Raw genomic sequence first — 12,872 nt, 5'->3', positions numbered from 1 at the left:
CATATATACACAACATATAAAAAAAACACCATGAACATTAGTAATAAAACCATACTGATAACCGGTGGAGGCTCGGGTATCGGTTTCGAGATCGCAAAACAATTAAGCGCCAAAGGCAACAAGGTGATCATTACTGGCCGCAATGCCGACAGGTTGAAAGAGGCCGCCGCACAATTAGGCGATGTTGACACTTTCGCTTTTGATGTAACCAGTGCAGAAGACACCGATAAACTGGTTGCCTACCTTGCCGAAAAGCACCCGGCTTTAGATGTGCTCATCAACAATGCCGGGCAGGCTTTTTATTATAATCTGGCAACCGATGCCAATACCTACGAAAAAGCGAGCGCCGAAATGCTTACCAACTTTACTGCCATATTGCGCTTGACGGATAAACTGCTGCCCGGTTTAAAAGCCCGCCCTGAGGCTGCTATAGTGAATGTAAGTTCGATATTAGGTTTGGCTCCGCATTATACCATACCTACTTACTCGGCAAGTAAAGCGGCTTTGCATGCCTACACACAGTCGTTAAGGTATTCGTTGCTGAAGAACGACAGCACCGTGAAAGTATTTGAACTGATGCCGCCGTTGGTGAATACCGATTTTTCTAAAGAGATAGGCGGCGAGAACGGTATCCCGGCATCGCAGGTAGCTACGGAGCTGTTACAGGCTTTCGAAACCGATACTTACGAAGTACACGTTGGCGGTACTGCTGATTTCTATAAGGGCTTCTTCGCCAATGCCGAGGCCGCCTTTGCCCAGCTAAACAGCCGCGGCGAATAATTTTTCGTTTTAATTAGTTTTGAACGGGGTGTCCTGTTATGGGGTAGCCCGTTTTTTGTTCATTGTCATGCTGAGGCACGAAGCATCTATTAGCCACAAAGCATGTCGGACAATGCAATGGCTCCAACAGATCCTTCGCTCTCGCTCAGGATGACAAAAGGGAGACATTATTCCATCGGCAAAGCATCAAGATCAATAACCGGTGCGGGGCCGCCGCCTGTTCTTTTGAAATTTGTACTCAAGGGCACCAACTCATTAAAAAAGCCGCCGTTCTTTAAAAAGAACATGTTGCCATTGCTGCCGCCGGCATAGTCTTTTCGATAATTAGTTTTAGCGGTGGCATCGCCTGTGTAGAGGGCGCCGGTGCTTTCGTGCCAATTGTTGCTGCTGTCGCCCAGCCATTGGTTTTTAAAATTAGCCAACCGCACCTGGTTGCCGCTATCGGGTTCAAAATTCTCTAAAAAAGAGTATAAGCTGGTTAAATAGGTATCGGTTTGCGGGCGGCTGAAGCTGGCTACCAATAGCCACTTACCAGCTGCAACATCTTTAAACCAAGCCGTGAATGTTGTATGTTTCGTGGCTTTATCCGGTTCGGCACGCAGCAAAAAAGCGTAGGTTTTACCAGCCTGCCATGGGTACAGCATATAGCTTTGCCCGCCCGAGCCTTCGTCTCCAAATTCGCCGCCGTGTACGGTTGCGCCTTTTTTCAACAGTTTTACTTTCAGGCTGTCGGGGATGCTTTTAGGGTCGTCGGTATTAAAGGGGCTCCAAACCGAAAACAATATGCGCCGCTCGGTTGGTGAGTTTACCTGCATACCAAAATACCCGCCGCTAAAACCATCTGCCATAAAGTAAGAGCCTATTACGTCCATTTTCTCAGGTACGCTTATCTCATTATAAAACCATTTCACCTGTTTCTTAATGTCGCTCGGCACATCGTACCGCAAATGCACCGATGGCCCGCGCCTGCCAAAATGGTACGAGGAGCCAACCCGCACATAGGTGAATTGCTTAGCATCTTTGGCACCGGTAAGCAACAGATCGGACACTTGCGCGTAGGCTAAGCCGGTACGGCTAATACCCTTCAGACTAACTTTAACATGCCCGGCATCGGCTACGGTGATATTGCCGATGGCTATGGTATCAAACTCAGTGTTGCTGATATCTTTTGTGAAAACCGTTTTGCCTACGGTAATGCTTATCCGGCTTTTGCCCGATGGCACGCGCAGGCGTAAAGCCAGGCCCAATTGCTGCGCCGAAGGTACACGAAAATAAATATCGGCTGTTGATTTGGAGCTGGTCCACTGCATTAAGCCGTCGTCGGTTATCAACGCACTTCCGTTTACCCAGGCGTTGCCGCCGAGGGGGATAACTATAGGCTCATCCGCGGCAAACGCAACCGAACTTACTAAACAGGCAAAAAGGAATAACAGCTTTTTCATGAGGGCTAAAATTAGTTTATTCCCATTTGATCACAATGGTTTCCTCTGTATCAATACTGATATGGTTTCCGCCCGTTTTGCCACCTTTGTTGGCGAACAGTACCGTAGGTTCGGGCGCCGGCGAAGGCATCAGTAAACCCACATCCCTGCGCTCGCCCGATTTGTTGATGATGATGGTTATCGTACTGTTGCCGCTTTGCATGGTTTTCATTAACACACCCGGCTGCGGCGCATCGAACATGAAGGGGATCTTATTATCCTGATATTTCAAGGCATCTTTCAGGAATTGGTTAAGGGCGGTGTAATCGCCTTTTAACCGGGCGCCCAAGCCCGCCATGGTTGGCAGCCACCAGGTTTGCCCTTTGCCATAGCTGTTCGCCACTGCAAAAACAGTGTTGCCGTTTTGTGTTATTGGCTTTGCAGTTGTAGGGCTCAGCAGGCCTACCCATTGGTAGGCCTGCAATAAATGCCCGTCAACGTCTATGCCCTCCGGCTCGTCAATGGCTTTGTATTCCAATATATCGGCACCAAACAAATTGCGCAATGGCGAACCCAGCCGCATCGTACCCACGGCATTCTCGTCGTAATAGCCGGTTAGCCCGTCCGCTATCAGTTTGCCACCTTTTTGCACAAAGGCCTCCAGCAAAGGCCAGTATTGATGGGGAATTGATATTTGATGCGCCAGTAAAATTGCAATACCGGTGTAGTCATCGCGTGAAAGATCAAACTCGCTTATCTCTTTAAAATTCGCCTGCATGCCTGCTTCGGTCAATGCCTCAAAATAAGCGATTGCCGATTTCATCATCCCGCCTTCTCCGCGGCCTTCGTAAACTTTGCCGCCCATTTGCAATTTCTTTTCTACCCATAACGATTCGCGGGTGTAAAGGATATTGATGCCCGACTCAACTTCTTTGGCGTTTTCGAACAGGCTTATGTTATTGTTTAGCACTTCCGCAACCTCGGTAGCGGCGAGCAGCCTGTCGCTTGGCTCGTTCAGGTAATTGAGCATACCCCACTCGCCTGCTTCTATGCCCGACGAGCGCGGGTTGAGGCACCAGAAAATAGCGCCCTTGCTTTCGCTGCCAATGGCTATCCACAGCCATTGGCTAATTTCTTCGGCAGTTGGGCATAAGGCTAAAAAACCGCTGTAGGTATTGTTGCCGCCCTGAAGCTCCGTCATGAACCAGGGGATATCACCTGCACCCGAGCGGATGATTTCGCAATTGGCGGCAACGGCCAGTGCATACTGCGGCCGCGTAAAGTATTCGAAATGCCAGCTCGCATGTGCCGAACCGCCCAAGCTGGTGAGGAATTTACGCCAGTCGGTAAAGTTATATTCGCCCACATTTTTAAATATGGCGTGGTTGTTTACATGGATGATGCTGCCGCGGTGGTACTGGTGTATCTCATCCGTCAGCCATTGCAAAAACCAGGTATTGTAGTAAACCAGGAAACGTTCATCGGCAAAGTCGAAATGGTCGTAGCCGCCGCTGCTGTATTCGGCTTCAGGCAAGCTGTCTTTCCATTCTTTAAATTTAGCTTCCGCCAGTGGTCCGGCAGGGAATTGCCCCAACCCGGGTTCGTTTACCGGCACCCAACCGTAACACGATTTGAATCGACTGAAATGAGAAACCACATGTTTGGTGTAATTGGCTATCGACTGTAAATGCGCTTCATCATCCGGGAACTTCAGTCCGCCCAGATCGGTAAATGCTGTGGCCGGGAACAAATTGCCATAAACCTTTATGCCGTACTTTTCTGCAGCACGGTATGCGGTATCAAACAAGGTAAAATCCCAACTGCCGTCGGGCTGGTGCATATAGGTTTCGAATAATCGTATGCGCGTCACCTGCATGCCCGCCTCTTTCAGCCGTAAAAACCAGGTATCTATTTCTTCAGGCCTTTGCCCGGGTTCTATAAATACTTCCGCGCCCAGCATTATCGGTGTGGCTTCCTGTTTTGATGAATACTGCATTTATAAACAACCCCCGCCATAAAAAATGGTTTGGAGATCCGCTGTACGCTACTCATTCGGGCTATTTTTAATAACTTGCTGCAAATAAAAACCCATGCTATCCTGCCCGCCTAAAACCTGTCGCCCCTTCACTTTCCTTGCAGTGCTCATGTTTTTCAGCCTGAACACAAAGGCACAAATCAAATTAGCGCCTCAACCCGTGGCGCTTAAAAACGGCGTGAATATGAAGCTTAACATCCCCGCAGGGTACCATATTTCGGTTGCGGCAGAAGGTATGCGCCGCTTGCGTTTTTTGGCCAAAAGCCCAGATGGGCGTTTGTTTTGTACCGATATGCACAGCCTTGCCGATAACCAACGCGGGCGCATTTATATTTTTGATAATTGGGATAACACTACAAAGCAGTTCAGGAAAACAACGCTTTTTGCCGATAAACTGCATAACCCTAACCAAGTGATGTTCTACACCGATAAAGGCATCAACTACATCTATATTGCCGAAACGGATAAACTTTCGCGCTACCCATACTACTCCGGCGATACTACACTTACCGGGCAACAGCAAATATTGGCCACCTTCCCGGCACAAGGGCTTAGCTACAAGTATGGCGGCTGGCACCTTACCCGCAGCCTTGCGCAGCATAACGGCAAAATATATGTAAGCGTGGGCAGCAGTTGCAATGCCTGTATAGAAAAGGAAGCTATCCGCGCCACCATTATAGAAATGAACCCCGACGGCAGCGCACAAAAAACTTTTGCCACCGGGGTGCGCAATTCGGTAGCTATAAAATGGGTGAAAGATCGCCTTTGGGGTACCATGATGAGCCGTGACCTGATGAAGCCTGATAACCCCGAGGATATGTTTGGCATTATGGAACAGGGCAAAAATTATGGCTGGCCCTTTTACGCACAAAACGGGCAAAAAATTTACCCCGATAAGCAAATGATGGATTCGGCAAGGCTGCAAAACATAACCGTGCCGCCGAAGCCGCCACTTGCTTTTTGTGGTTTTAAACCACATTCGGCACCATTGGGCTTCGACTGGTTCAGCAACTTCAGCGACCCGCAACTGACCAACAACTTCCTTGTTGCCCTGCATGGCTCTACCAGCGTTTGGCGGCAGCGGGGCAATGCGGTGGTAATGATAACCGGGCGGGATAAATACGTCGACGTGATATCAGGCTTCCAAACCGGCAAAAACAAAGCCGACCGCCTTGGCCGCCCATGCGATGTGATGATGAACGATGCCAACTCGTTTTTTGTGACGGATGATAAGAATGGAGCGCTTTATTATGTATGGAAGTAGCTGAGGACTTAAACTGTTATTGTAGCGGAATCATTAAATGTATGATGTTCGCCTGCATCGATGTAACCCAACTGGTTAGTTAGCATTGTTGTACTACCGATGTTAAATGGTGGTATGTTACGATGGTGATGCCCAAATATCCAGTAGTCGGGAGCTGTTGTCTCGATAAGTCCATCGAGGTTGCTTGCAAATGCCTGGTTCAAGGCACTGCCCAAATACTCAGGAGGATAGTTACGAAAGGTTGGCACATGATGCGTTACAACAACCCGCTTTTTAGGAGTGGACCTGCTTAATTCACCATCTAAAAACTTAGCGGCCCTGGTGTGTAATTCATTATAGGCTAATGTATCAAACCGCTTCCCGCTATTTGTGATCTGATAAAAGTCGTTCATTCCTCTCTCAATCTGCCAGGCCATATTCGGTTGGATGGAAGACCAGAGCGTACTGAATATTAGTTGAACATTTTCTTCTTCTATCACTGTATTATTCATAAGAGTAACGTTCGGGCGTATTTTTTCTGTGAACGGGCCTACTCTGCTTTCAAGGTCGCCATGATAGTATTCGTGATTTCCCGGCACCCAATAAGTTTCGCGGAAATTATCGCTTACATAATTAAAAAAAGAATTGCTATGGTTGATAGAATTTAATGCTACAATATCGCCGGCCAATATCAGCACCTCACCAATAGGCAATAGAGGATTACCATCAACAAACTCCCGGTTCGAAAAGAATTCTAAATGCAGATCTGAGCAGTATTGAATCACCATTGGCCAAAGGTAACGCGTAATGCCAGTATTTACTATCTAAATTGACTAAGGCAAACAACCATGTAACAAGCTCTTTTCTTTTCGGTCAAATTATTATCTTTGGTTTGAAAGAAACCTTATCCATGTTGTATAAACCGGGACTACATATTTTAGCCGAATTTTCTGTGGACGATGTGTCGTGCCTTTCTGCATCGGCTCCTTGCAAGCTTTTTTTTAACGAACTTGTTACCGAACATTCATTGGAGAAAGTGGGTGAGGTTTACCACGATTTTGATGGCGCAGGCTTCACCGCAGTGATTTGCCTGACCGAATCGCACCTGTCGATACACACCTGGCCCGAATTTAACCTGGCTACTTTTGATATCTTCTTATCTAACTATCAAAAAGATAATTCGGAAAAAGTAAAGGCCATTTATGCCCGTGTGCTGGAATTTTTCAAGGGTACCGAAATTAAAAAAACCGAATTGGTAAGGTAGTATGGCTACAACAAATTTAAAAGCTTTCCCTTATTCGGAAGATTTCAACTGCCCGAAGTGCCATACCCCTATTACACTTTACGACCCTGAAGGCAGCGAGTTTTGCGTTTGTACTTCTTGTACCTCTTTCCTGCGGTTCATAGCAAGCGAAACTGCGGTAGTACAAAAACAAGCGCCAAGGCCTACCGAAAAACCTGTACTTAAATTGGGCAGCGTTGGCTTATTCAGAGGGTACCAGTTCAAAGTAATAGCTTTTGTAGAAAAAAAAGAGCAGGGCAATCCCTACGCCTGGCGCGAATACATCCTTTACAATTACGAGAAAGGTTACGCTAACTTTGCCGAATACGATGGGCACTGGAACTTTGTAGCCGGTAAAGACTTTTTTCCCGAGCTGGATGAACTGAAAGACAAAGGCTGGAACTTTATCAACTACCAGGAGAACGAATACACGCTGTTTAATAAATACACCGCGGTAACCACCGCACTTGTGGGCGAGTTTGATTGGGATATATTATTTGAGAAGCCAAAAACCAGCGAGTTTATTGCCCCGCCGCAAATACTCTATAAAGAGCATGTGCCCAACTACAGCCGGGCGCAGTTTTACCTGGGCCGGTATGCCGAGCCCGAAGAAATTGCCGATGCTTTTAAAATAGATGTAAATACCTTTCCCGAACGGGTAGGCATTGGGGCCAACCAACCCTCGGCTGCAGCAAAACGCTGGTTCGCTATCAATAAATTTTTCCCGGTAATTATTATCCTGCTTGCGGCAATAGGTTTTGCGGCCTCTTATATTTCGCCGAAGGTGCCCTTGCTTGAAACTACCCATGTCATGGAGCGCGATACTACCAAGGCCGACGAGTTTAAGCCCTTTATAACGCCATCGTTCGAACTAACAAAGCAATCGGCATTAGATTTTAAGATAAATGCCGATGTTGACAATAACTGGGCGGAAGCCACTGTAGTGCTGGTAAACGAAAAGGATAACCAAAGCTGGGAAGTGACCGAAAGTATAGAGTACTACCATGGTTACGAAGACGGTGAAAGCTGGTCGGAAGGTTCCCAGCAAACAGATGTGTTGCTTTCGGCCATCCCGGCAGGTAAATACCACTTGAATGTTTACCCGGCGGCAGGAGCGCCTCCGGCTCCTGTAACAGTTCCTGCAACCACATCCTTTAGCGCGGACAGTGCCGTTGTTGCTAACACAGGTGGTAGTACAGCAAGTTATGCTGCGGGGCCAGCACTACACATCAGCGCTACCGCCAATCCAATTATCTGGAAAAACTTTTTTGTTAGTTTATTACTGCTTTGCATCTACCCTGCCTTTGCCTGGTACCGCATGCGCGCCTATGAAAAGAAACGCTGGATGAACAGCGATTATTCACCTTACGAAGACGACGAATAATGAAGAGTTTAAACAACGGCAAATACTACCTCATCTTCGCTATAGCAATATTGGGTTACTACGCCTACACGGCGGTAAATGGTATAGCATTTTGGGAAAGCAGCAGCGTAACCCGCAATACCGAATACAACAGCAGCAGCCATACCAGGGGCGTACACACATTTTATCATAAATAAAACCTTTATACCATGAGCTTACACGACTTAATAAATTACAAGTACATCATCGCATCGGTGCTGTACTCGGTTATCGGTATCTTAATTTTAATGATATCGTATTGGATAGTAGAGAAAATTACGCCCGAGAACCTGTGGAAGGAAATTGTACAGAAGAATAACATCGCCCTGGCCATCGTATGCGCCTCGTTCATGATAGCGGTTGCTATGATCGTAAGCTCGGCCATACACGGTTAATAGCTTATGAACAAAAAACTGCATGCCCTGCTGCTGCTATCGGTGTTTGTGGTGGCCACCTGCGGGCTTATTTACGAACTGATAGCCGGTACGCTGGCCAGCTACCTGCTGGGCGATTCGGTAACCCAGTTCTCCACCATCATTGGCGCCTACCTGTTCTCGATGGGTATTGGCTCCTGGATATCAAAATACTTCGATAAAAATATCATCTCCTGGTTCATCCAGTTAGAGTTGCTGGTAGGCCTGGTTGGCGGCACCAGTTCAACCATCCTGTTTTTGGTGTTCGAGAGTGCTGCATCGTTCCGCATCATCCTATATAGCCTGGTAGGCCTAACCGGTATTTTGGTGGGTTTGGAGATACCCCTGCTGATGCGGATATTGAAAGACCGCTACGAATTTAAGGATCTGGTGTCGAACATCTTCACCTTCGACTATATCGGCGCGCTGCTTGCCTCCATTATATTCCCGCTGCTGCTTATCCCCTACCTCGGGCTGGTGAAAACATCATACATGGTGGGTATGCTTAATGTGGCAGTGGCGCTTATTGTGTGCTTCAACTTCCGTAAAGAAATTAAAGCCGTTGCCTACCTTCAAACCAGCGGCATTATTTGCATACTGCTGCTTTTGGCAGGTTTTGTTTATGCTAATGCCATCACCAATTTCTCAGAATCGCTTACCTATAACGAAACCATCATCTATTCAAAAAGTACGCCTTACCAGCGCATCATCCTTACTAAAAAAGGCAAAGTGCTGCGCCTGTTCCTGAATGGCAACCTACAATTTAGTTCAGACGATGAATACCGCTACCACGAGGCCTTGGTGCACCCCGGCCTACAGGCTTTGCCCAACGCGCAAAACGTATTGGTAATGGGCGGTGGCGATGGGCTGGCCGTGCGCGAGATATTGAAATACCCAAACATCAAAAGTGTAACACTGGTAGACCTGGATAAGGGGATGACGGGGCTATTCAAATCGAACCCCGCTTTGCTGGCACTGAATAAAAACTCATTGCTATCGCCCAAGGTTAAAGTGGTAAATGCCGATGCCTTTAGTTGGCTGCGGGCCGATAAACAGAAATTCGATTTTATGGTGATAGATTTCCCCGACCCCTCCAATTATTCGGTAGGGAAACTTTATACCAATTCTTTTTACAAACTGGCAAAAGGCGCGCTGGCGCCCGGCGGTATTATGGTGGTGCAGTCAACATCGCCCTATGTTGCCCCGAAATCGTTTTGGACGGTTGATACCACCCTGCGCTCGGTAGGGCTACGTACCATACCTTATCATAATAATGTACCATCCTTTGGCGAATGGGGCTATATTATGGCCACCGAAAACCCTAGCTATAAAAAGCCCGACCATTTTGTACCGGAGCTGCGCTTTATTACCAAAGAAAGCCTCGACTTAATGTTTTACTTTCCCAAGGATATGGCCAAGGTAAAAACGGATGTGAACAAGCTTAACAACCAGGTGCTGGTAAAATATTTCGAGGATGAGTGGTCGACGGTTTTATAATGGCGGCTTTGTTAAAGGCATTGGGCGGCGCTCGTTTTTGTTGAAGGCCGGGCTGGTTACCGGGGGCATATTCCTGAGCGGTTGCCTGCGGAAGATAAAACCCAACACCACCTATAAGAATATCAGCGGCAGCATTAAAGGACCAAATGCCAAGGCAGGGCATATCCTGCGCGATAAACTGCCCCTCCCGGCACCTGCAACTACACGGAAAGTAAAAACACTCATCGTTGGCGGCGGCATATCGGGGCTTTCGGCAGCCTGGCATCTGCAAAAACAGGGCTATAATGATTTTGAACTGTTGGAACTGGAGAACCACACGGGCGGTAACGCGCACTATGGCAGCAATAGCACTTCGGCATACCCTTTGGGCGCGCATTATGTAACTATTGCCAACAACGAGGACACGCCGCTTATTAACTTTTACCGCGAATGCGGCATAATCACAGGCTTTGAAAATGGCCTGCCCGTTTACAATGAATATTACCTCTGCTTCGACCCCGAAGAGCGCCTGCTAATAAACGGGCAGTGGCAGGAAGGGCTGGTGCCCGATTTTGGCTTGCCAGCGGCCGACAAAGCGCAGGTAAAGAAGTTTTTTGTGCTAATAGAGGAACTAAAGAAAGCCAAAGGCAACGATGGCAAACACGCCTTCGATATCCCGCTGGACAATAGCAGTGCCGACGAAAAATACCGCTCATTAGATAAAATAAGCTTTGCCGAATACTTGAAACAGCAGGGTTTTCATTCGGCCTACCTGCTATGGTATTTGAACTATTGCTGTAAGGACGATTACGGGCAACAGATACAAAAGGTATCTGCCTGGGCGGGGCTGCACTATTTTGCATCGCGCCGTGGCAAAGCCGCCAATGCCGAACCCAATGCCGTACTAACCTGGCCCGAGGGTAATGGCTGGCTGACCAAGCAACTGGCAGCGTCCGTAGCCCCACGCATTATTAAAAACAACATCTGCTACAGCCTGAGCCATCAATCCGATGGCAAGCTTGCCGTACAGGTTTATGATATCGCTAAAGGCACGTCGGCTACCATCATCGCCGATAATGTTATTATGGCCACGCCTCAATTCGTCAACAAAAAAATCCTGAAAGATGTTAACAGAGGCGTTAATTATGATGCCATGCATTACTCGCCCTGGTTCATAGCCAATATTACTGTGAAGGGGCTACCACAAAGTAAAGGTGCCGGCTTATGCTGGGATAATGTGGCCTACAACACGCCTTCGGTAGGGTATGTAAACGCAGGGCAGCAAGCCATCAGCATGACCAATGGTAAACGAGTGCTTACCTGGTATTTGCCGCTATGCGATCACGAACCACGTGTGGCACGGCTGGCAGCTTATACGCGTACTTACGAGCAATGGCTGGATATGATGATGCCCGAGTTGGAGTTTATGCACCCCGGCATTAGCGATTTTATTGAACACGTGGAATGCTGGATATGGGGGCACGGCATGATATCACCCGCCGTAAACTATATTTGGGGGGCCGACAGGCAGGCAGCAAAGCAGCCCATAAATAATAACCTGTTTTTTGCCCATACCGATCTGAGCGGGATATCTATTTTCGAAGAGGCATTTCACCAGGGACTACGTGCCGCCGAACAAGTTTTAGCGTATAATGGAAAACACGCAAACGCATAAACAGCCATGGCTGCACTCGGCCATTACCGATGGGGTGTTTATCCTGTCGCCGCCTTTTATTGCGTTGTTGCTGGTGGTTTGTTTGCCGGCGCAGTTTCAAACCAATGCCGCCATGCCTGCTTACTATTGGTTGTTCTTGGTTGTTTTTATTGATGTTGCCCACGTTTACAGCACCCTGTACCGTACTTATTTTATTGCCGGGGCCTATAAGCACGATGCTTTTTTAGTTACCGTCCCCTTGGCTTGTTACATTGCAGGCGTTTTACTGTACAGTTACAACGGTATGTTGTTTTGGCGGATACTGGCTTACCTGGCCGTTTTTCATTTTATAAGGCAACAGTACGGCTTTATGCGGCTGTATTCACGTTATGAGGATAGCCCCAAATGGTACAGGCGAATAGACAATATTGCCATATACACCGCCACTATTTACCCATTGTTTTACTGGCATTTTGCGGGCGGGCGCAATTTTAGCTGGTTTGTTGAGGGGGATATCCTTACCCATCCTTCACCGCTATTGTTAGTTACTGGGATGGTAGCTTATCTTGCCATCATTGTCATTTATGTCATTAAGGAATGCATGTTCGTTTATCGAACCCAAACATTTAACCTGCCGCGAAATCTGCTTATCACCGGCACCTTTTTATCATGGTACTTCGGCATCGTATATTTTAACGGCGACCTGGCCTTTACCACCCTCAACGTGGTATCGCATGGTATACCTTATATGGCGCTTATTTGGGTTTTCGAGCAAAAAAGGTATCAGCAAGGCAAAGTTAAAAAGAGCACCATCCTTAAACTCAGCTTCGGGCACTACGGCGTTATAGTTTTCATTGTGTTATTGGCAGCGTTGGCCTATTTGGAAGAGGGTGTATGGGACGGAATGGTTTGGCGCGAACACGGCAGTGTGTTTAGTATGTTCTCGGCACTGCCGCGTATAACCGGCGAACAGGCACTTACTTTCCTGGTGCCATTGCTTGCGCTGCCGCAGTCTACCCATTACGTATTGGACGGTTTTATCTGGAAGATAAAGAATAAGGACTGAATACGCAGTGTTGAGTTTGGTGTTTTTTTGCGGGGCAGGCTAACATTTAAAATCCCCTAAAAGCAAGAAATCCCTCAGATTTTCATCTGAGGGATTTCCT

Annotated in this window: 12 protein-coding genes; 9 read left to right on the top strand and 3 right to left on the bottom strand. The window is 47.5% G+C overall.

The genetic code is table 11. From position 1 onward, the window contains the following. The first annotated feature begins 30 nt into the window (after positions 1-30). On the top strand, positions 31-780 hold the full coding sequence (locus tag BC343_RS23000; RefSeq protein WP_078350156.1) for an SDR family oxidoreductase: 750 nt from the start codon (positions 31-33) through the stop codon (positions 778-780). A gap of 167 nt (positions 781-947) precedes the next feature. On the opposite strand, the gene BC343_RS22995 is transcribed toward BC343_RS23000, so the two are convergent. Beyond that, on the bottom strand, positions 948-2,222 hold the full coding sequence (locus tag BC343_RS22995) for a DUF3472 domain-containing protein (RefSeq protein WP_078350155.1): 1,275 nt from the start codon (positions 2,220-2,222) through the stop codon (positions 948-950). A 16-nt stretch (positions 2,223-2,238) separates the two neighbouring features. Then, positions 2,239-4,197 carry a beta-galactosidase trimerization domain-containing protein gene (locus BC343_RS22990; RefSeq protein ID WP_078350154.1) on the bottom strand — a complete coding sequence of 653 codons (1,959 nt, stop codon included), beginning with the start codon at positions 4,195-4,197 and terminating at the stop codon, positions 2,239-2,241. A gap of 223 nt (positions 4,198-4,420) precedes the next feature. On the opposite strand from BC343_RS22990, the gene BC343_RS22985 reads away from it, so the two are divergent. Continuing rightward, entirely contained in the window at positions 4,421-5,500 is a 1,080-nt protein-coding gene (locus BC343_RS22985; RefSeq protein WP_162276922.1) for a PQQ-dependent sugar dehydrogenase, read from the top strand. An 8-nt stretch (positions 5,501-5,508) separates the two neighbouring features. Here BC343_RS22985 and BC343_RS22980 read toward each other — a convergent pair whose 3' ends face one another. Then, positions 5,509-6,267, bottom strand: coding sequence for a metallophosphoesterase (locus BC343_RS22980; RefSeq protein ID WP_078350152.1), 759 nt, complete (start codon positions 6,265-6,267; stop codon positions 5,509-5,511). Between the two features lie 104 nt (positions 6,268-6,371). Here BC343_RS22980 and BC343_RS22975 point away from each other — a divergent pair, with 104 nt between their 5' ends. The 7 genes from BC343_RS22975 to BC343_RS22950 are packed head-to-tail and all read left to right on the top strand — an operon-like array spanning position 6,372 to position 12,772. After that, on the top strand, positions 6,372-6,743 hold the full coding sequence (locus BC343_RS22975) for an S-adenosylmethionine decarboxylase family protein (RefSeq protein ID WP_238381839.1): 372 nt from the start codon (positions 6,372-6,374) through the stop codon (positions 6,741-6,743). A gap of 1 nt (position 6,744) precedes the next feature. Then, positions 6,745-8,145, top strand: a complete 1,401-nt coding sequence (locus tag BC343_RS22970) for a DUF4178 domain-containing protein (RefSeq protein ID WP_078350151.1) — start codon at positions 6,745-6,747, stop codon at positions 8,143-8,145. After that, positions 8,145-8,321, top strand: a complete 177-nt coding sequence (locus BC343_RS31120; protein ID WP_156088771.1) for a hypothetical protein — start codon at positions 8,145-8,147, stop codon at positions 8,319-8,321. Before BC343_RS22970 ends, BC343_RS31120 begins: the two co-directional genes overlap by 1 nt. A 12-nt stretch (positions 8,322-8,333) precedes the next feature. Next, positions 8,334-8,558 (top strand): DUF350 domain-containing protein, encoded by a 225-nt coding sequence (locus BC343_RS22965; RefSeq protein WP_078350150.1) that lies wholly within the window; start codon positions 8,334-8,336, stop codon positions 8,556-8,558. A gap of 6 nt (positions 8,559-8,564) precedes the next feature. Then, on the top strand, positions 8,565-10,073 hold the full coding sequence (locus BC343_RS22960) for a polyamine aminopropyltransferase (RefSeq protein ID WP_078350149.1): 1,509 nt from the start codon (positions 8,565-8,567) through the stop codon (positions 10,071-10,073). Next, complete coding sequence (locus BC343_RS22955; RefSeq protein ID WP_078350148.1) at positions 10,051-11,727, top strand: FAD-dependent oxidoreductase; 1,677 nt, start codon at positions 10,051-10,053, stop codon at positions 11,725-11,727. Before BC343_RS22960 ends, BC343_RS22955 begins: the two co-directional genes overlap by 23 nt. Then, complete coding sequence (locus BC343_RS22950; protein ID WP_078350147.1) at positions 11,705-12,772, top strand: hypothetical protein; 1,068 nt, start codon at positions 11,705-11,707, stop codon at positions 12,770-12,772. The genes BC343_RS22955 and BC343_RS22950 overlap by 23 nt, the downstream gene beginning before the upstream one ends. The last annotated feature ends 100 nt before the right edge of the window (positions 12,773-12,872 follow it).

Source organism: Mucilaginibacter pedocola, from assembly GCF_002013915.1.
Lineage (GTDB): Bacteria > Bacteroidota > Bacteroidia > Sphingobacteriales > Sphingobacteriaceae > Mucilaginibacter > Mucilaginibacter pedocola.
The sequence above is the reverse complement of the archived record's forward strand: the minus strand, read 5'-3'. Positions and strand labels throughout refer to the sequence as shown.

Bases quoted from the DNA above. Each gene is read 5' to 3' on its own strand.
- BC343_RS23000 (WP_078350156.1), top strand. From the start codon at position 31: ATGAACATTAGTAATAAAACCATACTGATAACCGGTGGAGGCTCGGGT.
- BC343_RS22995 (WP_078350155.1), bottom strand. From the start codon at position 2,222: ATGAAAAAGCTGTTATTCCTTTTTGCCTGTTTAGTAAGTTCGGTTGCG.
- BC343_RS22990 (WP_078350154.1), bottom strand. From the start codon at position 4,197: ATGCAGTATTCATCAAAACAGGAAGCCACACCGATAATGCTGGGCGCG.
- BC343_RS22985 (WP_162276922.1), top strand. From the start codon at position 4,421: ATGAAGCTTAACATCCCCGCAGGGTACCATATTTCGGTTGCGGCAGAA.
- BC343_RS22980 (WP_078350152.1), bottom strand. From the start codon at position 6,267: ATGGTGATTCAATACTGCTCAGATCTGCATTTAGAATTCTTTTCGAAC.
- BC343_RS22970 (WP_078350151.1), top strand. From the start codon at position 6,745: ATGGCTACAACAAATTTAAAAGCTTTCCCTTATTCGGAAGATTTCAAC.
- BC343_RS31120 (WP_156088771.1), top strand. From the start codon at position 8,145: ATGAAGAGTTTAAACAACGGCAAATACTACCTCATCTTCGCTATAGCA.
- BC343_RS22965 (WP_078350150.1), top strand. From the start codon at position 8,334: ATGAGCTTACACGACTTAATAAATTACAAGTACATCATCGCATCGGTG.
- BC343_RS22960 (WP_078350149.1), top strand. From the start codon at position 8,565: ATGAACAAAAAACTGCATGCCCTGCTGCTGCTATCGGTGTTTGTGGTG.
- BC343_RS22955 (WP_078350148.1), top strand. From the start codon at position 10,051: ATGAGTGGTCGACGGTTTTATAATGGCGGCTTTGTTAAAGGCATTGGG.
- BC343_RS22950 (WP_078350147.1), top strand. From the start codon at position 11,705: ATGGAAAACACGCAAACGCATAAACAGCCATGGCTGCACTCGGCCATT.